Origin of the sequence: Gallibacterium genomosp. 1, from assembly GCF_001678575.1 — a bacterium.
GTDB lineage: Bacteria > Pseudomonadota > Gammaproteobacteria > Enterobacterales > Pasteurellaceae > Gallibacterium.
In genome coordinates, this window is record NZ_JTJP01000022.1 from 1 (window position 1) to 25429 (window position 25429).

The following is a 25429-nucleotide window of genomic DNA, read 5'->3' on the forward strand; positions in this document are numbered from 1 at the left end:
CTTGAATCTGAACTAAAGAAGCTATTAAATATTCGTATCCAAAATAGATGCGTAATTTTACAACCAACAACTTTACACTTATAAAATTACACAGAAATAAACTAACATTTTATATAATTCCTTAAATTTATTTGGACATAAAGTCGCTCATTATATGGAATGAAAAGTCGAATATTTAATACTCGTTATAACTATCCCGTACTCTCTGAAATATCTATCAGAAAATAGGCGAACAAGTTCTCCCTTTATTAAAGGAAGAACTTTTATAAGATTAAAGAAATAATGAGGTAATTTCGGGAAAAGCTAATAGTAAAATCAGAACTAAAATTTGTAAGCTAATAAATGGCCAGACAGATTTAAAAATATCTGTTAATTCCACGCCTTCCGGAGCTACACTTTTAAGATAAAATGCTGCCGGTCCGAATGGAGGGCTAAGGAATGACACTTGCATATTTACGCAAAATAAAACACCAAACCAAATCGGATCATAGCCAAGTGCAGTAATAATCGGAACAAAAATAGGCATTGTTAACATTGCTACACCAATCCAGTCCAAGAACATTCCTAAAATCAATAAGATAATCATCATAATGATAATGGTATAAATCGGCGGAGCATTCAAACTGGCAAATAAACCTGAAATAAAACGATCTCCTCCCATTAGATTATAAATGCCAATGATCATTGTTGCTCCGATACCTACCCAAATAATCATTCCAACAGTATTAATTGTATGTTTAAGCGATTCCTTAATAATCGTGAAGTTCAACTCTTTGCGATAAAAAGCCGCTAGAATAACACCCACTACACCAATACAAGCAGACTCTGTAATAGAAGCAATCCCACCATAAATACTGCCTAAAATCCAAGTGGCAATTGCTACAGGAATAGCAATATCGTGAATAATTTTCTTAATATCTTTTTTTGTTAATGCCTGCCTTTCACTTGCAGCCATTGCTGGTCCATAATTTGGCCGTAAATAACATAATAACAAAATATAGGAAATATAAAGTAAAGATAATAAAACTGACGCAGGAATTGCAGCTAAAAATAGTCCACCAATAGACACGTTTGCCGTCATACCATAAATAATTAAGACAATGCTTGGAGGTACCATTGTCCCTAATGCACCGCCGGCAACCACCGTACCTATAGCAAGGTTTTTGTTATACCCTAAACGCAACATCTGCGGTAATGCCAACATTCCTAACAATACGGTTTCACCACCAATAATGCCTGACATTGTTGCTAATAAAATAGCAACAAACATTGATTGAATAGCGATACCCCCTCTTAACCTACCACCAATAATACGCATAGCATTGTACAAATCACGCGCTATGCCTGTTCTATCCAATAATGTTGCCATTAATACAAACATTGGCACTGCAACAAATGTATAAGAAGAAGTAAAATCTGTTACCCTTGCCGCAACCATTTGCATTATTGCCGCAGTATCAAACCATAAATAGGAAATCACTAAAGCAATTAAGCCGGTTAAAAAACCCAATGGCATACCAATAAATAACAACGAAATCATCATTAGAAAGATAATTAATGTTCCTACACCTATTCCTAAACCACTAATCATAATTATCCCTCCTGATTTTTAGTCACTAAATGACGAAATATATGCAACACTGAAAGTACCAACACCATCAAACACGAAATAAAAAAGAACCCTTTTTCAATCGCAGGGAATGGCGTATCCAATACAGTACCGGAAGTTTGCATCTTAAATGTTCCCATAGGAGTAAAAAATGCTTCGACAGCTGAAAGATATGAACCATAACTTAATAAAACAAAGAAAATAAAAACGAATATTTCAACGAGCAATTCCAATCCCCACCTCACTCGAGCTGAAAATTGTTGTCGAATAAATGTCATAGCAATATGTTTATTGTTGGCATAACAAGCAACACCACCATAAAGTAAAGATAAACTGACAAGAAAAGTAGTGACCTCGTGTACCCAAATTGTAGGACTGGAAAAAATATATCGCACAATAACTTCATAAAACCCAATCGCAACAATAAAAAGGAAAATATAAGAGACGTAGTAACCTAATTTGATAAAAAATTGATCAAACCGATCACATAAAAATAGTAAGCGTTGAGAAAAAGACATTTTCAACTCCTTAATAAACAAGGCTGAATGTGATCCAATCCAGCCTTGCCTATAGTTACGATTATTGCATCATTCCTTGAGAAGTAAGGAATTTTAATAAGGCTTGATAATACTGATTACCTATTTCAGATTGTTGAGCTGTTTCCTGCCAGATTTCTCTTGCCGCGGCACGAACTTTCGCAACTTCTTCCGGACTCCAAGCCACTGGATGAACGCCTTTATCTAACGCTTCTTTATATGCGATTTTATCTTCATAATGAGCTTTAATCAGTGTATCTAAAGCCATTCCTTTAAAATAGGACACTAGAAAGTCCTGATCTTGAGGAGAGAGTGATTGCCAAGTTTTTAAGTTCATTATCATATGAACTGCAGGAGAAGAATGAATACCCGGATAAATAGGATATTTTGCAATATCATGCACACCTTGTGCCTGATTATTGGCAAAAGTAGAGAAATCCGCTGCATCAATAATGCCTTTTTCTAAACTGGTGTAAATTTCTGATCCCGGCAAACCGACAGGAGAAGCACCTAACTTCGCAAATAATTTCTGAATTGGACCTGATGGTGCACGAACTTTAACGCCTTTAAAATCAGCAACACTTGCAATTTTCACTTTGGAAGGTAGTGACTCTGAACCAGTTACCGATACACCAATTAATTTAGCCCCATATTGTTGAAAGATTTTATCAACGACTTCAAAACCTCCTCCATTATAATAAAAGCTAAGAATATCCTCATCGCTACTCCACGCAGAAATAGTGTCACCAATCAAGCCAAAACCAGGATCAGTACCAGCATACATTGCCGCAGTAGCAACTGCACCATCAATAATTTTATTTCTCACTCCAGAAAGCATATCGCTTGTTTTTAATACTGAATCTAACGGTAATAATTCAATGCTGATTCTTCCATTTGAGGCTTTTTCTACATTATCAGTCCACTGTTTTTGGATCTCATATACTTTCTCTCCAGCAAAATTTGAGCTTTCAAATTTCAAATTAATTTCCGCTGCCGATACTGCAAATGACATCAAACTTGCTAATGAAATGAATAATAAAGATTTTTTAAAGTTCATAATTAAACTCCTCGTTGTTTATACAGCAACTAACATTCCACCATCAACAAACAACAGATGGCCATTGACAAAATCGGAAGCTTTAGAAGAAAGGAAAACAGCTGAACCGATTAATTCTTCCGGATCACCCCAGCGATTAGCCGGCGTTCTCTGACATAACCATTTTGTAAACTGCTCATTTTCCACTAATGCTTTAGTCATCTCCGTTTTAAAATATCCTGGTGCAATTCCGTTTACCTGAATGTTATAACGAGCCAATTCAACACACGCTCCACGAGTAATCATTTTTACTGCACCTTTAGAAGCTGCATACGGCGTGATAGTATCTCGTCCTAACTCACTCTGCATTGAACAAATATTGATAATTTTTCCTGCATTACGTTTCACCATATATTTGCCAACTTCCTGAATCATTAAGAAAACCGCTTTTTGGTTAATTTCAATAACGTTATCCCACTCCTGTTCAGGAAATTCCAAAATAGGATGTCGCCGTTGAATACCAGCATTATTAATTAGGATATCAATTGCCCCTATTTTTTCTTCGATTTCCGCAACATTACGCTCAATTTCGCTTTTTTTAGTCACATCAAATGGAACTGAATGAGCAAGAAAACCTTTCTTTTTTAACTGTTCAGCAGCGACTAGCGCTTTTTCTGCGTTAATATCATTAATGATAATTTCTGCACCATATTGAGCTAATCCATTTGCAAGTAAAAAACCTATCCCTTGAGCAGAGCCAGTTATCAAAGCTCTTTTCCCTGTTAAATCAAATAAATTATTCATAATTATTCCTCAAATTTAAGTTGGACTTTTATAGCAACACTTTTATCACTCGCTATTTGTAATGCCTTTTCTGCATCTTGATAAGAAAATTCATGAGAAAGCAACGGTAACGGATTAATCAATCCTTGCTCTAACCAACGTACTGCTACTTCAAATTCATTAGTAAAACGGAAGGCCCCTCTATAAGTAAGTTCTTTCGCTAAGAATTTTGTGATCGGAATAGCGGCATCTCCTTTTGCCATTCCTATTTGAATAATTGTGCCGGTTGCTTTAGTTGCATCAATTGCAAAGTTGATAGCACTATTTGCTCCTGAAGCTTCAAAACTCACATCAAAATAACCTTTATCTTGGAAATACTGTTCTTGATCCTCCAAAGGATTAATCACAGATGTTGCTCCCATAGCAATAGCACTATTTCGGCAAGATTCTTGTATATCAGAGGCAACAATTTCAACCGCACCAGCTTTCTTACAAGCAGCAACCACAAGAGAACCGATTGGTCCGCAACCTGTCACTAAAACTTTCTTTCCAACCAAAGAACCTGCTTGATTAACAGCGTGAATCGCAACAGCTAACGGTTCAGCAAATACCATTATTTTGCTTGGTATCCGATTATCATAAGGGACAATTTGCTCATTTCTTACAGCAACATATTGAGAAAAACCGCCATCCACATGTGGATTCAGCATCGCACTACCAAAAAAACGCATATTTAAACATTGATTGGATTTTCCACTCAGGCAATATTTGCATTTTAAACAAGGCTTACTTGGATTTATTGCAATCGCTTGCTTTTTATTTTCTAAAATACCAACGACTTCGTGACCTAAAATCATAGGATGTTTTAAACTGAAGTGTCCTACTCCCCCTTCTTGATAGTAATGAATATCAGAACCGCATATTCCCCCTCTGCTTATTTTAACTATAGATTCATTACTTTCCTTAGCGGATATCTCTGTTGTGGTAATTTGTATTTGATGTGTTCCTGATACTTTCACACATTCTGACTTATAAATTTCTGTCATTCTTCACCTCTTTAACCATCAATGCAACCGATTGCATTAACGTAATATTTATTAAAAAGTGTTGCAACAACATTTTGTTCAAAGTGTGATCAGTTTCAAAAAATAAATGATTTCAGATAAAATATAAAACAACAGAATTAATTGATTAAGAACCGTTATCTATGAAAAAACGCACAACAATTGATGACATAGCGAAAGCTTTAGGAGTTAATAAATCCACTGTTTCTAGGGCAATTAATAATCCTTCTTTAATTTCCACAGAAATGAGAGAAAAAATTGAGAAAATGTGTAGAAAAATGAACTATATACCTAATAGTATAGCTAAATCACTTGCATCATCATCTACCAATTCTATCGTGCTATTAATTCCCTCTTTCAGTAATGACGTGTTTAAAGAAGTCATTGATGGTGTAAAAGAAATTTGCGACCAATGGAACTATAATTTATTAATCAGTGATTTCTCTTATACGCCATTGGAAGAACAACACATTATTGAAAAATATATGCAACAAAATGTGGATGGCTTTATTCTCACAGAAACATTTCATACACAAAAAACAATAGAGTTATTAAAAACAGCTAATATTCCGACAGTAGAAATTATGAATATCTATGATAATCCTAATTTTCTTGCGAATATTGGCATCGATCAATATGTTGCTGCTAAAGAGTTAATTCGTTTTTTAGTACAAGAAAAACATAGAAAAAACATTGCATTATGCTCATCTTGGTTAGATAGCAGAGCATTATTAAGAAAAAATGCGTGGGAAGCTGTTTTAAATGAGAACAATCTTGTCACAGATAGACATTTTAAAATGCAACAAAGAACTTCTTTTGCCAGTGGTGCCGAAGCACTCATTGAAATTTTATATCGTTGGCCTGATACAGATGCGATTTTTTTCATTAATGATGACATTGCAGCGGGAGCAATTATGGAATGTTCCCGTAGAGATATTAAGGTTGGTAAGGAGCTAGATATTGTCGGTTTCAATGATTTAGAATTTTCCAAAGTACTCAATCCGAGCCTAACTACAATTGCTACACCTAGATTTGAAATAGGAAAAATGGGTGCCGAAATATTAATTCAATTTTTAACATCTAAACAACTCCCTTCTCAACAAATCATTGAATTACCTTTTAGATTTATGCGCAGACAAAGTGCTTAGGTCTAACAATAACAGGATCTCCTATGGACTTTTCAGAATTATTAAATGGTTTAAATGAACGGCAACGTGAAGCAGTTGCAGCTCCTTTAGCTAATTATTTAGTACTCGCAGGAGCCGGCAGTGGAAAAACACGTGTACTAACTTATCGCATTGCTTGGTTAATCGGTGTTGAGAATATCAGCCCCAATGCCATTCTTGCGGTAACCTTTACTAATAAAGCAGCTGCTGAAATGCGTCATCGCATTGAAAATTTATTACAGGATCAAATCACACCACCTTTCGGAATGTGGGTCGGAACGTTTCACAGTTTGGCACATCGTCTTTTACGTCGCCACGCTTTGGATGCCGGTTTACCACAAGATTTTCAGATCTTAGACTCTGAAGATCAACTACGGTTAGTAAAACGATTAGTAAAATCCTACAATCTGGATGAAGGGTTGTATCCACCTAAACAGATTTGTTGGTATATCAATAACAAGAAAGATCTTGGCTTACGTGCAGATCAAATTGAAATTCACAATAAAGAAGATCACAGTTGGATTGAAATTTACAAAATTTATCAAGATGCCTGTGATCGTGCCGGTTTGGTCGATTTTGCCGAATTATTATTAAGAACTTATGAACTTTGGCAGAAAAAGCCGTTGATTCTGCAACGTTATCAACAACGTTTTCAGCATATTTTGGTGGATGAATTTCAGGACACCAATAATATTCAGTATGAATGGGTTAAATTATTAGCTGGAAATAGTGCCAATGTGATGATTGTCGGTGATGACGACCAATCTATTTATGGTTGGCGTGGTGCAAAAATTGATAATATCTATCGTTTTTTAACTGATTATCATGCAGAAACGATCCGTTTGGAACAAAACTACCGTTCTACGGAAAATATTTTACAAGCTGCTAATATGTTAATCGCTAATAACGAGGGACGTTTAGGTAAGCATCTCTGGACGGAAGGCAATAAAGGCGATCCTGTCGGAATTTATCGTGCATTTAATGAACACGATGAAGCACGTTTTGTGACTTCACAGATTAAACAGTGGGTAGATGAAGGAGGTAATTATGATCAATGTGCAGTGCTATATCGCAGTAACCGCCAATCACGAATTTTAGAAGAAGCATTTTTACAATCCGGTCTGCCTTATCGTATTTATGGTGGTTTACGTTTCTTTGAACGTCAAGAAATTAAGGATGCTCTCGGCTATCTGCGTCTTTTAGCAAATCGTCAAGATGATGTTGCCTTTGAACGAGTAGTCAACACACCACCCCGTGGCATTGGCGATAGAACACTTGAAATTTTGCGAGATATTGCTCGTAAACGAACATTAACGCTTTGGCAGGCAACGCATTTAGCATTGGAAGAGAAATTGGTGCAAGGTCGCGCTGCTTCTGCTTTGTTGCGTTTTATCGAATTGATCAACGCCTTAGATAATGACACTTTTGATCTACCGTTGGCAGAACAGACCGAATTCGTGATTGAACACTCCGGTCTGAAAGAGATGTACCAAAAAGAGAAAGGCGAAAAAGGCGAGGTGCGTTTGGAAAACTTGGATGAGCTGGTTTTTGCCGCACGAGATTTTCAAAAACCGGATGAAGCGGAGGAGATGAGCGATTTGATTGCTTTTCTAACTCACGCTTCGTTGGAAGCCGGTGAAGGACAAGCCTCGCCGCATCAACAATGTGTCGATTTAATGACGTTGCACTCTTCAAAAGGTTTGGAATTTGATCGTGTTTTCATCGTTGGAATGGAAGAGGGCTTATTCCCGAGCGGTGCTTCAGGAGAAGAAGGCAGAATCGAAGAGGAACGCCGTTTGGCTTATGTCGGTATCACTCGTGCAAGGAAAAAACTTACGCTTTGTTATGCTGAACAACGCCGTGTTTATTCTCAAGAAGAAAAACGTATTGTTTCGCGTTTTATTAATGAATTACCGGAAGAAAATATTCAGGAGATTCGCTTAAGAGGTACAGTAACAAGAGCGGTAAACCTTGCAGCGGTTGGTACAGCAAAATCAATTTTAGAAAATTCAGAATGGAAGCCGGGTCAACGCGTAAAACATCATAAATTCGGATATGGTTCAATTATTAATGTAGAAGGTAGTGATAAAAACTGCCGGCTACAAATTGCCTTTCAAAATCAAGGTATAAAATGGCTGATTGCTCACTTAGCAAATTTAGAAAAATTGTGATCTATATGAAACTTTTTGCATTATAATAGGTCAAATAAAACGTTCGTTAAGTTAAGACAGTTTTTACATTAGGCATTAACTGTGCTATAACGGAAACAAATTTTTTAATATAAGAAGGTAGTTAATGACAAAAGAAATGCAAAACATGATGCTTGTTCCTCAAGGTAGTTTAGAAGGCTATATTCGAGCAGCTAATGAATATCCAATGCTTACTGCAGAAGAGGAGAAGGAGCTGGCAGAACGTTTGTATTATCATCAAGATGTTGATGCCGCGAAAAAATTAATTTTATCCCACTTACGTTTTGTGATTCACGTTGCACGTGGTTATTCCGGTTATGGTTTGCCACAAGCCGATTTAATTCAAGAAGGTAATGTTGGTTTGATGAAAGCCGTGAAACGTTTTAATCCTGAAGTTGGTGTTCGCCTAGTTTCTTTTGCTGTGCATTGGATTAAAGCAGAAATTCACGAATATGTGTTACGCAACTGGCGTATCGTTAAAGTCGCCACCACTAAAGCTCAACGTAAATTATTCTTCAATTTGCGTAAAACAAAACAACGTCTAGGTTGGTTCAACGCAAATGAAGTAGATATGGTTGCTAATGAACTCGGTGTTTCTGCAGAAGACGTACAAGAAATGGAATCACGTATGAGCGGTATAGATATGGGTTTCGATTTACCTACTGATGATAGCGAAGAAACCTATTCTCCGGCACTTTATCTAGAAGACAAAAGTTCAAACTTCGCTGCCGAATTAGAAGAAGAAAACTTTGAAAATCAAGCAACCGATCAACTTAGTGAAGCATTGGAACAATTAGACGAAAGAAGTCGTCATATTATCCAAACCCGTTGGTTGGATGATGATAAAGCCACATTGCAGGAATTGGCTGATCATTATGGCGTTTCAGCCGAACGTATCAGACAATTAGAAAGCAATGCATTAAAAAAATTAAGAAATGCAGTAACATTCTAAATTCCCTCTATAAAATTCCCCATATTTCATCACGGAATATGGGGTTATTTTTTGCCCTGTCATCAAACTGTCATATTTCATCGCTAAACTTCCTAACATCAAAGGTTAATTCATTCTGTTAGGAGAAAACTATGTTACCTAAGAAAGTCCTTAGAAAACTTGCTCTTGTCACCATCTTATTACCCTTTATCACTCAAGCAAATGCCCACGAAATTACTGGAGCAGGAGCTTCATTCCCTTATCCAATTTATGCGAAATGGGCTGGGCTTTATCAACAACAAACCGGTAATAAAGTCAATTATCAATCCATCGGTTCCGGAGGTGGTCAACAACAGATTATCGCCAAAACCATTGATTTTGGTGCTTCAGATGATCCAATGAAAGCTAACGTCCTTGAAGAACAGCAACTATTACAATTTCCCGCCATCATTGGAGGAACAGTTCCTGTTGTGAACATTCCAGAAATCAAAGCGGGAGAATTAAAACTTTCCGGCCCTGTAATTGCCGATATCTTTCTCGGTAAAATCAAAAAATGGAATGATCCAGCGATTGTCTCTCTAAATGATGGCATAGCCTTACCTGATAAAAATATTCTTGTAGTTAGACGTTCAGATGGTTCTGGCACAACATTCAGCTGGACTAACTATCTATCCAAAGTTTCTGTGGAGTGGAAAGAGAAAGTAGGTGAAGGAAAGTCCGTTAAGTGGCCAGTTGGACAAGGAGGAAAAGGTAACGAAGGTGTTTCAGCTTACGTCAAACAACTTAAATACTCTATTGGCTATGTAGAATATGCTTATGCCAAACAAAATCAATTAACTTGGGTTACTTTACAAAATGCTTCCGGTAAATTTGTACAGCCTTCTCGCAATAGCTTTATGGCTGCTGCTACCAATGCTGACTGGGATAAAGTACCGGGAATGGGTGTAATTTTAACCAACGGATCTGGTGATCAATCTTGGCCAATTACTGCGGCAAGTTTCATCTTAGTTCATAAAAAAGCAGACAATATAGCAAATACAAAAAATGTATTTAAATTTTTTGAGTGGGCATTTAAAAATGGTAAAGATGCTGCTTTAGAACTTGATTATGTCCCATTACCTGACAATGTTGTCGAAAAAATTAAAATGAATTGGTATAGCGAAGTAAAAGATTCTCAGGGAAAAGCGCTTTATTAAGATAATTTCTACAAAAATATCAAAAGGCTAGCATATGCATAGCCTTTACCCTCAAGGTAGATAAAATGCATAAAATCAAGAATAAATGTTTAAATCACGCTTGGCTAGAGAACCTTTTTAAGAACACAACACGTTTTTTTGCAATCTTTGTTTTTATCGTTCTCTCCGCTATTTTATTATCTTTAGTTATTGGTAGCTGGGATTCTATTTCTAAATTTCATTTTAAATTTTTATGGACAAATGATTGGGATCCGGTGCAAGAAAATTATGGTGCATTGGTACCAGTCATAGGAACGTTGATTTCTGCGACTATTGCCTTACTAATTGCCGTTCCGATTTCATTCGGTATTGCCGCATTCCTCACTGAATTGTCACCTCAATGGTTAAAACAGCCAATTGGTACGGCAATAGAGATGTTAGCGGCTATTCCTTCCATTATTTACGGGATGTGGGGATTATTCGTTTTCGTACCACTTTTTCAAGAATATATTCAACCTTATATCATTGATACGTTTGATAATTTACCCTTAATAGGCATTCTCTTCTCCGGCGCACCTTTCGGCATCGGACTATTCACTGCTGGATTAGTGTTGGGCATTATGATCATTCCATTTATTTCATCAACAATGCGAGATGTTTTTAGTGTCGTACCTCCAATGTTGAAAGAATCCGCTTACGGCTTAGGAGCAACCACTTGGGAAGTAATTTGGAAAATCGTTCTTCCATATACTAAAGGCGGTGTTATCGGTAGTATTATGCTTGGGTTAGGGCGGGCATTGGGAGAAACAATGGCTGTAACTTTCGTTATTGGCAATGCCTTTCAACTGCCAAACTCCATTTTTGCACCATCCACCTCCATTGCTTCTGCGATTGCCAATGAATTTAATGAAGCCGGCGGTTTACAGAAATCAGCCTTGATGGAGTTAGGGTTAATTCTATTCTTGATTACCACTTTAGTATTGGCGATCGCACGTTTATTAGTGATGCGAATGAGTCGACTAGAAGGAAGAAAATAATGCATAAATATCAAAATCAACGCTTTTATTGGCGTAAAAGCAGAAATCTTCTTATGTTAAGCCTTGCCTATCTGGCAGTGCTGTTCGGGCTTTTTTGGTTGATTTGGATTTTATACACATTAATCATCAAAGGCATCCCGGCACTCTCGTTTGAACTGTTCCTAAAAGCGACACCTGCACCCAACGAAAGCGGCGGTTTGATTAATGCCATTATCGGTTCGATTATGATGGTATTAATTGCCACCTTTATCGCCACACCGATTGGCGTTTTGGCAGGCACCTATTTAAGCGAATACGGACGCTATAGCAAATTATCGAAAATTACCCGTTTTCTGAACGATATTTTACTTTCCGCACCCTCCATTATTATCGGACTGTTTATTTACGCAATCTATGTTTCGCAAGTAAAACACTTCTCCGGCTGGGCAGGTTCGTTGGCTTTGGCAATGTTGGTAATTCCAGTTGTGGTCAGAACCACCGACAGTATGTTGAATCTCGTGCCGAATAATTTACGCGAAGCCGCCGCTGCACTCGGTTGCCCGCAATGGCGAGTCATTACGATGGTTTGCTATCGTGCCGCTCGCTCCGGCATTTTAACCGGCATTCTGCTTTCCGTTGCCCGCATTTCCGGCGAAACCGCACCATTGCTGTTTACTGCGCTCTCAAACCAATTCACCTCTTTGGATATGAATGCACCAATGGCAAATCTACCGGTGGTGATTTATCAATATGCCGCCAGCCCGTTTGAAGATTGGAATGAACTGGCGTGGGCAGGTGCAGCATTAATTGCGATTTTTGTTTTATCTTTAAATATTTTAACCAGACTTTGTTCCAACAAACATAAATAAGGACCATAAAATGGATATGTTATCAAACCAAATTGATGCGAAATTAACCGTTAATAATCTCAATTTTTATTATGGTGATTTTCACGCTTTAAAAAATATCAATATGAAAATCGCAAAAAATAAAGTCACCGCATTTATTGGTCCATCAGGCTGTGGTAAATCTACACTGTTACGCATATTTAACCGGATGTATGAACTTTATCCGAACCAATACGCTACCGGCGAAATTAATTTAGATAATGAAAATTTATTAACCACACATACTGATATCGCCATTATCCGTTCCAAAATCGGGATGGTTTTCCAAAAACCGACCCCGTTTCCAATGTCGATTTATGATAATGTTGCTTTCGGAATTCGTTTATTTGAAAAACTTCCAAAATCAGAACTAAATGATCGTGTTGAATGGGCGCTAACTAAAGCCGCATTGTGGGATGAAGTGAAAGATAAACTGAACCAAAACGGCGATAGCTTATCCGGTGGACAACAACAACGCTTATGTATTGCACGCGGTATTGCGGTTAAACCAGAAGTGTTGTTATTGGATGAACCCTGCTCGGCACTCGATCCAATATCAACAATGAAAATCGAAGAGCTGATCAACGAATTAAAACACGATTACACCGTTGCTATCGTAACACATAATATGCAACAGGCAGCACGTTGTTCTGACTACACCGCTTTTATGTATCTTGGTGAACTAATTGAGTTCGACCAAACCAGCAAAATTTTTGATAAACCGAAATTCCAACGGACAGAAGATTACATTACAGGTAGAATGGGTTAAAGTAGCAACTCAAATAAAATGAGGGCTTATGGCGGGCAAAATTTTAATTGTTGAAGATGAACGTGCGATCCGTGAAATGGTTGCACTTTACTTACTGAAGCAAAATTATGAGGTGATTGAAGCGGAGGATTATCAAAGTGCGGTAAATCGCCTTGAGGAACAACCGCAGCTTATTCTGTTGGATTGGATGTTGCCCGGTCGTTCCGGCATTATGTTTATTGAATATCTAAAAAAACAGGAACAAACCGCTAAAATTCCAATCATTATGCTCACGGCACGCAGTGCGGAAGAGGATTGCATTACCTGTCTGAACGCCGGTGCCGATGATTACATTACCAAGCCGTTTTCACCGAAAATTTTATTAGCCAGAATCGAAGCATTATGGCGGCGCAGTTATGATCCGCCGAGCCAAATTGTCAGTTTTGAAAATTTACAAATCGATCAGCAGGCGCAACGTGTTAGCGTGGAAAATCAATTTGTGGAATTAAGCGCAACCGAATATAAATTACTGCTGTTTCTAATGACGCATCCCGAAAAAGTCTATAGCCGTGAACAGCTATTGAATCATATTTGGGGCGATGATATTTATGTTGAAGATCGCACTGTTGACTCCTATATTCGCCGATTACGCCGCAGTTTAGAGCCTTTTCAGGCTGATCGCTATGTGCAAACCGTTCGTGGTTTCGGCTACCGTTTTTCTAACCATTTTCAGGATTAACCAATGAAGCTCAATCTGTCGTTAAAACATCTGATCATCGAAGTGTTGCTGGCGGTCGGCATTGCTTCACTATTGAGTCTCTTCAGTAAAGATTTCTCGTTCTGGTTAATTGCCGTGTTGGTAATTTTACTGATTTGGCACCACTATAATGAATTCAGTTTATTGCAAATCATCAATCCGAATAAACCCCCTAAAAGCAAAAAGAAAATTACTGCGCTTGAGCATATTTCACAAACTGCTGCCTACTACAATGAGCGAACTCGCCGCGAAAAAATTAAATCGTTACGGCTACTTTCCAGGCTAAATCGCAATATTCAATTTTTGCCCGATGCGGTATTAATTTGTGAACACAACGGCGATATTTCTTGGTGCAACCAAGCAGCACAGGAGATGTTTGAATTTATTTGGGATAAGAAAACGCAAAAAAGTGTTTTTAAGGTGATTTTTTACCCCGAATTTAAACACTATTTTCGTCATTTAACCTTTAACAGGCGCAATCGCCCTTTGGTTTTACTGACCCACAATAAACGCTATATCGAATTTAACATCAATAGTTACGACAGCGAATCCTATTTAATTATTGCACGCGATGCGACCTCGTTTATTCGCTTAATGCACTCCCGTCAAACTTTTCTGGCGAATATGAACCACGAACTGCGCACACCATTAACGGTGCTGCAAGGTTATTTGGAAATGTTTGAGGGCGAGATCGATGAAAAATCACCTTTTCAACAAAAAGCATTGCAGGCGATGAAAGAACAAAGCGAGAGAATGGCGACATTGCTGCAACAGCTATCTTTATTGGCAAAAATTGAAAATATCAATAATGCCGAACACGAAGTGGTTGATATGTCACAATTAATTCTCTCTTTACAAAAAAATACTGCCGTTATCCATCAAGCAAAACAGCAAATTATTTTTGAAATCGAGCCGGATTTGAAAATTATTGGGGATGAACACCAATTACAAAGTGCGGTTTCCAATCTGATCTATAACGCTATTCGCCACGCCGGCGAAGAGGCGATTATTCACGTCAGTTGGCAACGTTGTAAACAAGGGGCAAGATTTTGTGTCAGCGATAACGGTATCGGTATTGAAGCTCGCCATCTTACCCATTTAACCGAACGTTTTTATCGCGTGGATGAATCACGCAATAATAAAACCGGCGGCAGCGGCTTGGGATTAGCCATTGTTAAACACGCTTTGGAACAACATCAATCCTATCTTGAAATCCAAAGCGAAGTCGGTAAAGGCAGTGAATTTTCTTTTATTATCAAACCCGATTTAATCGTCAATCCGCAACAATAAGTTAGAAATCCGGCGGGCAAGTAAATGTCATCCGTTCTTGAGTGATCGGATGCGTAATAGTAAGGCTTTCTGCATGTAGACATAGCCTCGTTGCCATTGTTCGTACTGCCGGAGGAGAATAAAACTTATCACCCAGAATTGGATGTCCGAGTGCCAACATATGCACCCGTAATTGATGAGAGCGACCTGTAATCGGCGTAAGTTTCACTCTAGTTGTATTATTCGGATAACGCGCTAAAACCTGATACTGCGTTTGTGCTTTTTTGCCAACTAAAAAATCTATACGTTGTCGCGGTCTATTCTCCCAATCACAAATTAATGGTAAATCGACAATACCGCTATCTTGCTCTAAATGCCCCCAAACAACAGCTTGGTATTGTTTCTTCGGTTCACGCTCCCGAAATTGTCGTTTCAGTTCTTTCTCTGCCGCTTTTGAAAGTGCAAATAGCAAAATACCACTAGTGGCCATATCCAAACGGTGTGCTGGTTCAGTAAAGCCAAATTTATTTGCCACACGTGTCATTGCACTATCCTGATATTGTGGTTGATTACCGGGAACTGACAACAAACCGCTCTGTTTATTAATCACCGCAATGTAATTATCCTGATATAAGATATTTAACCCTTGCGGTGGGTTGTACTCAATTAATGCCATAAATTACTCTTTATTACTAACAATCACGCGTAAGCTATCCAATCGCCAGCTAGCTTGATGAAGATATGCTAATGATTGCGTAATCAATTGTTCCTGTTGTTCAATTTCATCCTGACGAATATTCTTATTTACCGCTTGAAGTGCTGTAAGACGATGTAATTCGCTATACAATGTTTTATCTGCTACTTCAATAGCTTCCGCAATAATTTGTTCGGCATAAGGCGCTATCAAAGTTTGAGAGTGCTTAATCAGACGATCAATATCCGCTTTCGTCATTTTAACGACTTTATTTGCCATATTTTTATTGATCGGCTTCAGCTGTTTTTCTAAACCACGGAAAGAGACTTGTGAGGCTAAATCATTGCCCTTAATATCCAATAACAAACGCACCGGTGTCGGTGGCAAGAAGCGGGTTAATTGCAAGGCTTTCGGTGCCTGTACTTCAACCACATAAATTAATTCCAACAATAACGTACCTGCAGGTAACCCTTTATGCGGCAATAAACTCACTGCCGTTTTTCCAATATCACCAGAAGTAATCAGATCAATACCATTTTGTACCATTGGATGATCCCACGTTAAAAACTCAAGATCTTCGCGTGCCAATGCTAATGAACGATTAAAAGTAATTGTACTTCCCTCTTCTTTTAATCCCGGAAAGTCAGGAACCAACATATGACCTGTCGGCTGAATAACTATTGAATCTTCACCAAGATCTTCCTGTTCCAGACCGATCACATCAAATAAATTCAAACAGAAATTAATTAACTCCGGTTGTCCATCTTGTAATTCAATATCTATAGCAAGCTGCTGTGCCTTCTCACCTCCATTAGAATTTAATTCTAATAAACGATCACGACCTTGTTCTAGCTCCTGTTGCAGACGTATCCGCTCTTTCGCCACTTGATCAATAAAGAGAGCAAATCCCACCTCATCTTCATTTGGGTTATCAATAAATGTCTGTAGCTGTTTACCGTATTTAGCGAATAACGTTGCTCCCATTGGACAAGTCTGTTCAAATGCTCCCAAGCCTTTTTGATACCAATCCACCAAAATCATCTGTGATGTTTGATTAAAATAAGGAACATAAATTTGAACATCTCTAGTTTGACCGATACGATCCAAACGACCGATAGACTGCTCCAAGACATCCGGATTTAGTGGCAAATTAAACAATACCAATCGGCAAGCAAATTGGAAATTACGCCCTTCCGCACCAATACTGGAACTTAACAGCACTTTTGCTCCATCTTCCTGTTGTGCAAAATAGGCTGCCGCCCGATCACGCTCAACAATCGACATTTTCTCGTGGAATACCGCAGAACGAATTCCCTCTTTTTTGCGCAAAATCTTCTCTAACTGCAATACAGTTTCGGTTTGTTGACAAATAATTAATACCTTTTCTTGGCTATGATTTTTTAGAAAGGTCAATAACCATTCAATACGCGGATCAAAATCCCACCACGCCGCCTCCGGATTAAGCTGGTGAAATAGAACTTCCGGATATAATGAATTTTGTTGCACTGTCTTGTTAAGTAAATTCATTACTTTAATCGCATTAGCATACTGCTTCGGTAATTCCAGTTTCACTTGATGTAAAATACGTTTCGGAAAGCCTTTCACTCCTTGACGCGTATTACGAAATAATAATCGGCTAGTGCCGTGGCGATCCACTAAATTAGTAACCAGCTCTTGTTTCGCCTCTTGGATCTGCTCGTTAGAACTGTTACCGCCATTAATAATCCGCAATAACGGTTCAATATCCTGTTCAGGCAGTAATTCAGCTAAAACATTCTGTTCTTCAGCGGTTAATTTCTTATCAGATAACAAATCATTCACTGCTACCGCTACCGGACGATACTGTTTCTGCTCTGCAACAAAGGCATTGTAATCATAAAAACGATGAGGATCTAATAACCGTAAACGTGCAAAATGGCTTTCCTGTCCCAACTGTTCTGGAGTTGCCGTTAGCAACAAAACTGAAGCTATCTTTTGTGATAACTGTTCGACAAAACGATAAGCTCGACTTGGCGCCAACGAGTGCCATTCCAAATGATGAGCTTCATCAACAATCAGCATATCCCAATGGCTTGCCAATACTTCTGCCTTCCGATTTTCTTGTGTAACTAACCAATCCAAAGAACAAATTACCAAAGATTCAGTATCAAAAGGATTTACTTTAACACTTCTTCCATTTTCTTCTTTACGATCGAAATCCTGACAACGTTCTTCATCAAATAATGAAAAATTCAGATTAAAACGACGCAACATTTCAACTAACCATTGGTGCTGTAATGTTTCAGGCACTAAAATTAGCACCCGTTCAACTCTACCAGAGAATAGCTGTTGTTGTAGAATCATTCCTGCTTCTACAGTTTTTCCCAATCCGACTTCATCTGCCAACAATACCCTTGGTGATAAACGATTTCCAACTTCCTGAGCAATATGTAACTGATGAGGTATTAAACTAGCTCTTGTACCACGTAACCCTCTAAATGGTGATTGAAATTGATGTTGCTGATGTCGTAATGCGTGATAACGCAATGTAAAACGATCATTTCTATCAATTTGTGCAGAAAACAGTCTATCTTGAGGTTTACTAAAAGTAATTTGATGCGCTAGTTCTAGTTCTTTAATTACAACTTCTTCGTCTGTATCGATTCTTTTCGCTAAATAAAGAGCAACCCCATTATTTTCCATCACATCCAATACTTCCGCTTGCCAACCTTCGTGATGAGTAATCACATCACCTTGCTGAAACAATACTCGCGTCATCGGTGCCACCGCAAGGGAATAAACTCGTGTTTCATCCGCTGCAGGAAACAAAAATGTTACCGTTCTCTGGTCTACAGCAGTGACTAATCCCAATCCTAAGTTATTTTCGCTTTCACTAATCCAACGTTGTCCAATCGTAAATGACATTTTATTGTTCTTCTCTTTTGTTTGTATTGATTATTCAATTTAAAAATAAGCGCGGATTGTACTCTGAATAGTCTGGAAAACCAAAAAGATTTATCAGTAATCTCCTTACATTGAGAGCAATGTAAAATATCAGCTATATTTATACAGCAAACATTTAATTTATAGAAAAAAATAATGCATATTTGCAACAAAAAATATAGAATGTAATAGAAAAAATGATATTCACTGGAGAACCTATGTTAACTATAAAAAATATTCAACAAGAGCTGTTCGGAGGTTGGACAAAATTTGAGAGTTTCTGGCTAGTACTCTTTGTTACATTACAGATAGGAACCTATATCCATCAGCCTGATTCTCTATTAGCAATGATCTCCGGTATCGCCGGTATTTTATGCGTTATATTTGTTGGTAAAGGGAAAATCAGTAATTACCTTTTCGGTTTAATTTTTGCTTATACCTATTTCTATGTTGCTTGGGATAACAAATTTTATGGCGAAATGACAACTACGCTCTACGTTTATATTCCGGCACAATTTATCGGTTATTTTTTATGGAAAGCCAATATGCAGAAAGATGGTGAAGGTGAAAGCGTCGTTGCTAAGGCATTGAATTTTAAAGGTTGGATCGTCACCATTGCAGCAATTGCTATCTGTTCTTTGCTCTTCATCTCCTATTTAAAAACCACTGACGGCAATTCTGTATCGCTAGATGGCGTTACCACCGTAATGGTAATTGCAGCGCAATTATTAATGTTATTACGTTATCGAGAACAGTGGGTATTATGGATTATTATCAATGTCCTCTCGATTGCCTTATGGGCGGACACTGCAGCAATGTATATTATGTATGCTGCTTATTTATTAAATTCCCTTTATGGTTATTACAACTGGACTAAACTTGCTAAAACAGCAAATGCTTAAACTATTGCTTTGATAAAAACTGTTTTTTGATCAATTATCTGCACCGCAAAAGTTGGATTCATTATTCAACATTAAGGGGTGGTGCAGTTTTTTATGAAAAAACAAATGTATAGTGCTTTTTGTCGGCTTTTAGCTACGAATTAGCGGCATCAATAATAAGAGCAGACACTGCTTCAACCTGCGAAACTAAAGAGGCATGGCTAGCATCTAATTCAATGAGCTTACGAGGCTTCATTCTCTGCGCCATCATTCTTTGATTGTCTGGATGAATCATTCGATCTTGAGAAGAAATTTGATACCAACACGGTTTCACTTTCCAAGCTGGTTGTGTAACTATATCACTGAAAGTCGAAGCAATAGGCGCTTTTTGTGTGATTGACATCGGATAAGCCAAGGTTTCGTCAATATCTTGACAGAAACTTTGGTGATACTCTTCACGCTTTATCCATAAATAACCATCACTATCCCCTTCAATCGCCGAAAAAGCTTGTGGTGGCATTTTTTGGCTAATCTCTCCTGCACTTTCACCAACATCAGGTGCAAAAGCCGCAATATACACTAAAGCCGTCACATTAGGCATATTCCCCATCTCTGAAATTACTGCTCCACCGTAAGAGTGTCCAACCAATACAACTGGTCGTGGAATCTGAGCCACCATTTTACGAGTTCGTTCCGCATCATCTTGAAGTGAGGTCAGTGGATTTTCCACAGCAAAAACATCAGTATAACCTTGTTTTTTGAGTTCATTGATCACTAAATTCCAATGAGCTGCACCACCCCAAAATCCGTGAACTAATACGATAGCTGGTTTATTCATTTTATCCTCCAAATTAAAAACATTGTTGAATTCATTCTAAATTATCCCCTATTGTAGGAACAACATAGGTAAAATAAGTTTTTAACAGTGATATTAATAGGTATCTTCTTAAATTTTAAAAACTCGGTTATTTTCTCACTTCTTTATAGTATGGCAATACTCCCTCTGTGTATCTTATATACTATTCAAACATTTACAACACGCCATCTTACTAGACTGCCCACATTCATCTCTGTCGGAAATTAGTGCAATGTCAATCTACAACAATGCTTATTTGCCACAAACATAGTGAAAAACGGCGAAATGAACACAAATCAGATGTTAAAAATAAGGTAAGAAATAACATCATTTTATTTTGTCTTTTACCATCAAAACCTCTAAAATTCAGAGTTATCTAAAAAATCATTAGGATACAAAATGACAACATTCACCGTTCGAAAAGCTCGTCCAGAAGATACCCAATCGATTGAAAACTTAATCCAAGCAGCTTTTGCTGATATGCCTTTAAGCGACGGACAAGAATCGCTCTTAGTTCACAATTTGAATGCTAACCACGATGTAGTATTAGAATTAGTAGCTGTGCAAGCAGGAGAAATCATCGGGCATATTTTATTTAGCCCTGCAACTATTTGTGGACAGTCTGTACTAGCATTAGCGCCTCTCTCTGTTGCTCCACAATGGCAACGGCAAGGCGTGGGGAAAGCTTTGATTTTAGCCGCACATCGCCAAATTAAGACTATGAACTATGCAGCAATTGTAGTGTTAGGACACCCTGATTATTACGCTCGCTTTGGCTATCTGCCAGCAGAGGACTACAATATCAGCGCTCCATTTGAGCTACCTGAAGGCGTATTACGCGTGCTACCCTTGGTGAAAAACGTGCCACAAGGAGAAATTCATTACGCTACTGCATTTGGATTAAATTAAAAAGAAAAATATGGTTCTTTCCACGGAATTTTATGTTTCTATTTATTCTTATTCTGAAAAATGGAGTATTTCCTCATAAAAAACAAAATGTTCGCCTTTTATAAATAACCATACTTTTTCTTCCGTTTACTGCTTAATCCGCCATATAACGATTGATAAAGGCGAGGATTTGTTCAGGGTAACGCCCAAAGTAGTTATAGCCATCTTTGAAGCGATACGGCGTGTTTTCAATCCACAGCAATTCTTTTTCTTTCGCACCGAGCAAATCAAAGGTTTTTTGACCGTCTTCAGGATTGCGTGTCCACGCGTCTTCCAGCACTTGCACAATCATTGTTGGCATTTTCACCGCGTGCGCCCACAGGTGCGGGGTCATTTCTGCCATCGTGAAACCGCCCATTTTGAGCAATTCTAAATCAATCAAGGGTTGATATTGTTGCACGCCTTGCAATTCAGAAAAGGCATCATAAATCGCCGCCATTGACACCACCATCGGGCTGACCATACAACGCACATTTTCAAATAAATCAGGGCGTTCCATAATGGCACGGTATTGCGAATTACCGCCCATACATTGGCTATACAGTGCCACTTTCATTTTGGAAAGCTCAGGGTGGGCATCGACAAATTTTTTCACGCCCACACAATCACGCCATTCCCAGTTGCCAATACCGCTGATGCCATTATTCGCCGCCCCGCTGTTGCCGTGGTTGCGAATGTCGTAGGTCAGCACGTTGTAGCCAGCATTGGTGAGGTGTTTGTATTGAATCACGAAGTCGATTTCGCAATCATCAAAGCTCGCCCAAGGCTGCCCGAAATGACCGGGGAAACCTGCACGGCACATCGGCAAGGCGTGGTTAAAAATCACCAGTTTATCGCTCATTCCGCCTTTGGCTGGGATAAACCACGCTTCAAGTGGCACGCCATCTTCAGAGGGGATTACCCATTCTTCAAAAGGCATATCGTAAGCGGCTGGGGTTTTGAAAATAAAGCTACGTAAAGGGCGAACAATACTCGCCAAGGCTTTGACTTTTTCATAATCGGCGGCAGAAATGGTTTTTTCTTGTTCCAACGCCAAAGCGAGGCGGTCGGCTGGTAAACGGTTGGATAACATTGATACTCCTTATGGCTTTAAAAAATAGGGCGTTATGTATAACGCCCTGAATGAACAGTCGCCATTATAGCCTCTCAGAATGGCAAACAAAATGATAGAAAATGGAATTTATTATTTCTGTATTTGGAATAATTGAAGAACTTTGCTATGATTTTTTCGCCATCAAGAGGAACAAAGACGATGAAAAACAGGCTGGAATTGCTCCATATTTTTTGCACGGTGGCGAACACCTTGCATTTTAAAAACGCCGCACGCGAGCTGGGCGTGTCGCCACAACGCGTTACCCGTAGCATCAGCGAGTTGGAACAATCTTTGGGCGAAGTGCTGTTTCAGCGTAGCACCCGACAAGTGCAACTCACGGATTTTGCCCGCCAGTTTTTGCCCCGTGCCCAACGCCTACTTGCCGATGCCGAAGCGCTGATTCACCCTCAACCAAATCACGCACTGAGTGGCACTGTCCGCATTGCCCTGCCTGATTACCCCATCTTAATGAACGAGGTGTTGCAACAACTGTTGATCCGCCTAAGCGATTTCCCCGATATTCAACTGCATTGGCGAACCGACAACGCCTTGATTGACGTGGTGGCAGGCAAAATTGATGTGGGCATACGCTTTGGCAACCCACAAGATAGCCGTCTGATAGTGAAAAAAGTCGGGCAAGAACAAGACATTATCGTTGCCAGCCCCAACCTGTTACAGCACTATGGCGAGCCAAAAAACTGGCAAGACCTCATTAGCCGTTACCCCTTAAGTGCCTTGATTAACCCCAACAACGGACGCATTTGGCAATGGGAAATTGGCACACACCGCCATCAGCCCAACCCGCCCAAACTGCTCACCAACAACATCAGCAGCGAACTTTCCGCCGTGCTGGCGGGGCAAACCGTCGCCCATATCCCCCGCCAACTGTGCCAACCTTATCTTGAACGCGGTGAATTGGTGGAACTTTTCCCCCAACTGCCCCGCAAACAATGGCCGTGTTACCTCTATCGCCCTAAACGCCAAGCCGAACCACCACGAGTCAAACGCGTATTTGATTTGCTTGCGGAGATTTTGCTAGGGCGGTTTGGGTGAGGTGAGAAAATCATCTCGTCACGGCGAAATGCGGTGCTTTAATCCCTTGCTCAACATAAAAAATCACCGAAAAAAAAACACCGCACTTTTGTCATCAGCCCTCAAACTTTCCTCGCTTGCCATTTTATGCCGTTGTATAATTCGCCGAATTTTTTATAGAGAGAAGCTTATGAAACGTCGTGATTTTTTACTTGGAGCGAGTGCATTAGCCATTTCGCCTTATTTCTTACGACACGCTCAAGCAACTAATAGCGGAGCAATCCAATATTTTATGCCGTCTGAAAGTGCGCCACATCAAGCCACTTGGATGGCATATGGTGCAACAGCTGGTGCGTGGGGGACGACAGGGGTGTATGGAATGGCACGCCGTGCGGCACGGGCAGATTTAATGCGAATCGCCGCCAACCTTTCCCGTTTTGAACCCGTGAATATGCTGGTGAACCCCAATGAAATGGAGGAAGCCCGTGCCGTATTGGCAGAGGTGAAAGGCGAGCTGACACAATCGGATTTGCGTGAATACAGCGCCACAGGCGTGTTCACCAACGGGCGTACCATTCCCAACATCGAAACAGGTGGAAAAATCAACCTCATCGCCGCACCGCTCAATGACTTATGGGTACGCGACACCGCTCCGCTGTTTGTGCGTGATGAAAACGGCAAGCGTGCCGCCGTGGATTTCAATTTCAACGGCTGGGGACAGGCAGACACAGGTGCGCAAGGCTGGCGAAAAGACCCAACTAAACGCGAACACGGCATTGTAGATCAGCCCATCGGCAAAGACCAAAAAGTCGCTGCTTTTGTCGCCAAATACACCCACTCGTCCCTCGTGAAAACCTGGCTAGTGATGGAGGGTGGCGGCATTGAAGTGGACGGTAAAGGCAATGCCATTTGTACCGAAAGCTGCATTCTTAATGACAATCGCAACCCCAACCGTAGCAAAGCCGAAGTGGAACAAGAATTACACCGTGTGCTGGGCGTGAACAACATCACTTGGCTCAAAGGCTTAAAAGCCCGTGACATCACCGATGCCCACATTGATTTCTACGCCCGTTTCACCGACGACGACAGCGTACTCTGTGCTATTGATGATGAACCAGAATCACCGGATTATTCAGTAACCCGCGATAATCTGCGTGTTCTCAAACAGCACCACCGCAATGTGATTGAGCTACACGCCCCGAATTACGAAACCGTGCAAGCCGCCGTAGAAGCCCGCCAATACAAAGGCTTCCGCTTCAATGAAGACGGCTTCGCCGCAGGCTACATCGGCTTTTACGTTGCCAACGGCTGCATCATCTTGCCACAATTTGGCGACCCTGATGCCGACCGTGAAGCCTTTGACATTGTCAGCCAAAGCCACCCAGACCGCACTGTGCTACAAATCGCCACAGACGGCATCGCCAACGGCGGCGGCTCAATCCATTGTGCCACCCAGCAGGAAATTCCCGAATGAGTGAAGAAAAACAACCCAATTTCAAAGACTTACGCCAGCCGATGATTGCCTCCATCGGCATCGTAATGGGCTTTTTGCTGAACTTCCTCGCAGGCTGGGCGGCTGCAGACGATAGCCAACCTGCGGTAAATAGCCTCTCTGATTTACTCATCACCGCCTCATTATTGGTGGGGCTGGTGATGATGCTCAGCGTGCTTTACCGCCTGCTCGCCCACCCCGAACGAATGCAACAAGCCAGCCACTACCAAACCACCTTTCGGCTCTATTTCGCCAGCCTCATCTTAACCTTTGGTGGTTTGATTTTTGCCTTGTTTATTTGATGAGGCTTCAATCCTCTGAAAACGGCTGAAAAAATGACCGCAC

23 protein-coding genes are annotated in these 25429 nt (G+C 39.7%); 14 read left to right on the forward strand and 9 right to left on the reverse strand.

Going from position 1 to position 25429, the window contains the following annotated elements; genetic code table 11:
• Window positions 1-271 precede the first annotated feature (271 nt).
• From QV04_RS05280 to idnD, 5 genes are all read right to left on the reverse strand, one after another.
• Window positions 272-1591, reverse strand: a complete 1320-nt coding sequence (locus tag QV04_RS05280; protein ID WP_039135691.1) for a TRAP transporter large permease — start codon at window positions 1589-1591, stop codon at window positions 272-274.
• Window positions 1592-1593: 2 nt separating this feature from the next.
• Entirely contained in the window at window positions 1594-2127 is a 534-nt protein-coding gene (locus tag QV04_RS05285) for a TRAP transporter small permease subunit (protein ID WP_039153106.1), read from the reverse strand.
• A 61-nt stretch (window positions 2128-2188) separates the two neighbouring features.
• Window positions 2189-3202, reverse strand: coding sequence for a TRAP transporter substrate-binding protein (locus tag QV04_RS05290; protein ID WP_039090321.1), 1014 nt, complete (start codon window positions 3200-3202; stop codon window positions 2189-2191).
• 18 nt (window positions 3203-3220) lie between these two features.
• Complete coding sequence (gene idnO / locus QV04_RS05295; protein ID WP_268872745.1) at window positions 3221-3988, reverse strand: gluconate 5-dehydrogenase; 768 nt, start codon at window positions 3986-3988, stop codon at window positions 3221-3223.
• Window positions 3988-5010: an L-idonate 5-dehydrogenase gene (idnD, locus tag QV04_RS05300; RefSeq protein ID WP_065233276.1), complete on the reverse strand. Its 1023-nt coding sequence runs from the start codon at window positions 5008-5010 to the stop codon at window positions 3988-3990. Before idnD ends, idnO begins: the two co-directional genes overlap by 1 nt.
• Window positions 5011-5171: 161 nt before the next feature.
• On the opposite strand from idnD, the gene QV04_RS05305 reads away from it, so the two are divergent.
• The 9 genes from QV04_RS05305 (at window position 5172) to phoR (ending at window position 15187) form a co-directional block, all read left to right on the forward strand.
• Window positions 5172-6176, forward strand: coding sequence for a LacI family DNA-binding transcriptional regulator (locus QV04_RS05305; RefSeq protein WP_082985571.1), 1005 nt, complete (start codon window positions 5172-5174; stop codon window positions 6174-6176).
• Window positions 6177-6199: 23 nt separating this feature from the next.
• Window positions 6200-8365, forward strand: a complete 2166-nt coding sequence (uvrD, locus tag QV04_RS05310; protein WP_065233277.1) for a DNA helicase II — start codon at window positions 6200-6202, stop codon at window positions 8363-8365.
• Window positions 8366-8489: 124 nt separating this feature from the next.
• Complete coding sequence (gene rpoH, locus QV04_RS05315) at window positions 8490-9335, forward strand: RNA polymerase sigma factor RpoH (RefSeq protein ID WP_065231058.1); 846 nt, start codon at window positions 8490-8492, stop codon at window positions 9333-9335.
• Window positions 9336-9466: 131 nt separating this feature from the next.
• A complete protein-coding gene (pstS, locus tag QV04_RS05320; protein WP_065231057.1) occupies window positions 9467-10510 on the forward strand; it encodes a phosphate ABC transporter substrate-binding protein PstS in 1044 nt (347 codons plus the stop codon).
• A gap of 65 nt (window positions 10511-10575) precedes the next feature.
• Window positions 10576-11526: a phosphate ABC transporter permease subunit PstC gene (gene pstC, locus QV04_RS05325; RefSeq protein WP_065231056.1), complete on the forward strand. Its 951-nt coding sequence runs from the start codon at window positions 10576-10578 to the stop codon at window positions 11524-11526.
• A complete protein-coding gene (gene pstA, locus QV04_RS05330) occupies window positions 11526-12374 on the forward strand; it encodes a phosphate ABC transporter permease PstA (protein ID WP_013745896.1) in 849 nt (282 codons plus the stop codon). Before pstC ends, pstA begins: the two co-directional genes overlap by 1 nt.
• Before the next feature lie 10 nt (window positions 12375-12384).
• On the forward strand, window positions 12385-13161 hold the full coding sequence (pstB, locus tag QV04_RS05335; RefSeq protein WP_039092893.1) for a phosphate ABC transporter ATP-binding protein PstB: 777 nt from the start codon (window positions 12385-12387) through the stop codon (window positions 13159-13161).
• 28 nt (window positions 13162-13189) lie between these two features.
• Entirely contained in the window at window positions 13190-13879 is a 690-nt protein-coding gene (gene phoB / locus QV04_RS05340; protein ID WP_013745898.1) for a phosphate regulon transcriptional regulator PhoB, read from the forward strand.
• Between the two features lie 3 nt (window positions 13880-13882).
• Complete coding sequence (phoR, locus tag QV04_RS05345) at window positions 13883-15187, forward strand: phosphate regulon sensor histidine kinase PhoR (protein WP_065231055.1); 1305 nt, start codon at window positions 13883-13885, stop codon at window positions 15185-15187.
• Window position 15188: 1 nt separating this feature from the next.
• On the opposite strand, the gene rluA is transcribed toward phoR, so the two are convergent.
• A complete protein-coding gene (gene rluA / locus QV04_RS05350; RefSeq protein WP_065231054.1) occupies window positions 15189-15842 on the reverse strand; it encodes a bifunctional tRNA pseudouridine(32) synthase/23S rRNA pseudouridine(746) synthase RluA in 654 nt (217 codons plus the stop codon).
• Between the two features lie 3 nt (window positions 15843-15845).
• Window positions 15846-18764, reverse strand: coding sequence for an RNA polymerase-associated protein RapA (gene rapA / locus QV04_RS05355; protein WP_065233278.1), 2919 nt, complete (start codon window positions 18762-18764; stop codon window positions 15846-15848).
• A gap of 236 nt (window positions 18765-19000) precedes the next feature.
• Here rapA and pnuC point away from each other — a divergent pair, with 236 nt between their 5' ends.
• The gene (pnuC, locus tag QV04_RS05360) at window positions 19001-19684 is read left to right on the forward strand and encodes a nicotinamide riboside transporter PnuC (RefSeq protein ID WP_065231052.1); all 684 of its coding nucleotides are present in this window, start codon (window positions 19001-19003) and stop codon (window positions 19682-19684) included.
• Window positions 19685-19817: 133 nt separating this feature from the next.
• Here pnuC and QV04_RS05365 read toward each other — a convergent pair whose 3' ends face one another.
• Window positions 19818-20501 (reverse strand): alpha/beta hydrolase, encoded by a 684-nt coding sequence (locus QV04_RS05365; RefSeq protein WP_065231051.1) that lies wholly within the window; start codon window positions 20499-20501, stop codon window positions 19818-19820.
• A gap of 417 nt (window positions 20502-20918) precedes the next feature.
• On the opposite strand from QV04_RS05365, the gene QV04_RS05370 reads away from it, so the two are divergent.
• Window positions 20919-21428, forward strand: a complete 510-nt coding sequence (locus tag QV04_RS05370) for a GNAT family N-acetyltransferase (RefSeq protein WP_065231050.1) — start codon at window positions 20919-20921, stop codon at window positions 21426-21428.
• Between the two features lie 133 nt (window positions 21429-21561).
• On the opposite strand, the gene QV04_RS05375 is transcribed toward QV04_RS05370, so the two are convergent.
• Window positions 21562-22539: an alpha/beta hydrolase family protein gene (locus tag QV04_RS05375; protein WP_065231049.1), complete on the reverse strand. Its 978-nt coding sequence runs from the start codon at window positions 22537-22539 to the stop codon at window positions 21562-21564.
• 180 nt (window positions 22540-22719) lie between these two features.
• Here QV04_RS05375 and QV04_RS05380 point away from each other — a divergent pair, with 180 nt between their 5' ends.
• The 3 genes from QV04_RS05380 (at window position 22720) to QV04_RS05390 (ending at window position 25386) form a co-directional block, all read left to right on the forward strand.
• A complete protein-coding gene (locus QV04_RS05380) occupies window positions 22720-23613 on the forward strand; it encodes a LysR family transcriptional regulator (protein ID WP_065231048.1) in 894 nt (297 codons plus the stop codon).
• Window positions 23614-23782: 169 nt separating this feature from the next.
• Window positions 23783-25066 carry an agmatine deiminase family protein gene (locus tag QV04_RS05385; RefSeq protein ID WP_197494796.1) on the forward strand — a complete coding sequence of 428 codons (1284 nt, stop codon included), beginning with the start codon at window positions 23783-23785 and terminating at the stop codon, window positions 25064-25066.
• On the forward strand, window positions 25063-25386 hold the full coding sequence (locus tag QV04_RS05390) for a hypothetical protein (protein ID WP_065231047.1): 324 nt from the start codon (window positions 25063-25065) through the stop codon (window positions 25384-25386). Before QV04_RS05385 ends, QV04_RS05390 begins: the two co-directional genes overlap by 4 nt.
• Window positions 25387-25429: the final 43 nt, after the last annotated feature.

What these genes read in the sequence shown, in the direction of transcription:
- phoB (WP_013745898.1), top strand. Translation starts at nt 13,190, where the DNA reads ATGGCGGGCAAAATTTTAATTGTTGAAGATGAACGTGCGATCCGTGAA.
- idnD (WP_065233276.1), bottom strand. Translation starts at nt 5,010, where the DNA reads ATGACAGAAATTTATAAGTCAGAATGTGTGAAAGTATCAGGAACACAT.
- rapA (WP_065233278.1), bottom strand. Translation starts at nt 18,764, where the DNA reads ATGTCATTTACGATTGGACAACGTTGGATTAGTGAAAGCGAAAATAAC.
- QV04_RS05305 (WP_082985571.1), top strand. Translation starts at nt 5,172, where the DNA reads ATGAAAAAACGCACAACAATTGATGACATAGCGAAAGCTTTAGGAGTT.
- pnuC (WP_065231052.1), top strand. Translation starts at nt 19,001, where the DNA reads ATGTTAACTATAAAAAATATTCAACAAGAGCTGTTCGGAGGTTGGACA.
- uvrD (WP_065233277.1), top strand. Translation starts at nt 6,200, where the DNA reads ATGGACTTTTCAGAATTATTAAATGGTTTAAATGAACGGCAACGTGAA.
- QV04_RS05390 (WP_065231047.1), top strand. Translation starts at nt 25,063, where the DNA reads ATGAGTGAAGAAAAACAACCCAATTTCAAAGACTTACGCCAGCCGATG.
- QV04_RS05280 (WP_039135691.1), bottom strand. Translation starts at nt 1,591, where the DNA reads ATGATTAGTGGTTTAGGAATAGGTGTAGGAACATTAATTATCTTTCTA.
- rpoH (WP_065231058.1), top strand. Translation starts at nt 8,490, where the DNA reads ATGACAAAAGAAATGCAAAACATGATGCTTGTTCCTCAAGGTAGTTTA.
- pstB (WP_039092893.1), top strand. Translation starts at nt 12,385, where the DNA reads ATGGATATGTTATCAAACCAAATTGATGCGAAATTAACCGTTAATAAT.
- QV04_RS05370 (WP_065231050.1), top strand. Translation starts at nt 20,919, where the DNA reads ATGACAACATTCACCGTTCGAAAAGCTCGTCCAGAAGATACCCAATCG.
- QV04_RS05285 (WP_039153106.1), bottom strand. Translation starts at nt 2,127, where the DNA reads ATGTCTTTTTCTCAACGCTTACTATTTTTATGTGATCGGTTTGATCAA.
- QV04_RS05385 (WP_197494796.1), top strand. Translation starts at nt 23,783, where the DNA reads ATGAAACGTCGTGATTTTTTACTTGGAGCGAGTGCATTAGCCATTTCG.
- QV04_RS05365 (WP_065231051.1), bottom strand. Translation starts at nt 20,501, where the DNA reads ATGAATAAACCAGCTATCGTATTAGTTCACGGATTTTGGGGTGGTGCA.
- QV04_RS05290 (WP_039090321.1), bottom strand. Translation starts at nt 3,202, where the DNA reads ATGAACTTTAAAAAATCTTTATTATTCATTTCATTAGCAAGTTTGATG.
- phoR (WP_065231055.1), top strand. Translation starts at nt 13,883, where the DNA reads ATGAAGCTCAATCTGTCGTTAAAACATCTGATCATCGAAGTGTTGCTG.
- pstA (WP_013745896.1), top strand. Translation starts at nt 11,526, where the DNA reads ATGCATAAATATCAAAATCAACGCTTTTATTGGCGTAAAAGCAGAAAT.
- rluA (WP_065231054.1), bottom strand. Translation starts at nt 15,842, where the DNA reads ATGGCATTAATTGAGTACAACCCACCGCAAGGGTTAAATATCTTATAT.
- pstS (WP_065231057.1), top strand. Translation starts at nt 9,467, where the DNA reads ATGTTACCTAAGAAAGTCCTTAGAAAACTTGCTCTTGTCACCATCTTA.
- QV04_RS05380 (WP_065231048.1), top strand. Translation starts at nt 22,720, where the DNA reads ATGAAAAACAGGCTGGAATTGCTCCATATTTTTTGCACGGTGGCGAAC.
- pstC (WP_065231056.1), top strand. Translation starts at nt 10,576, where the DNA reads ATGCATAAAATCAAGAATAAATGTTTAAATCACGCTTGGCTAGAGAAC.
- QV04_RS05375 (WP_065231049.1), bottom strand. Translation starts at nt 22,539, where the DNA reads ATGTTATCCAACCGTTTACCAGCCGACCGCCTCGCTTTGGCGTTGGAA.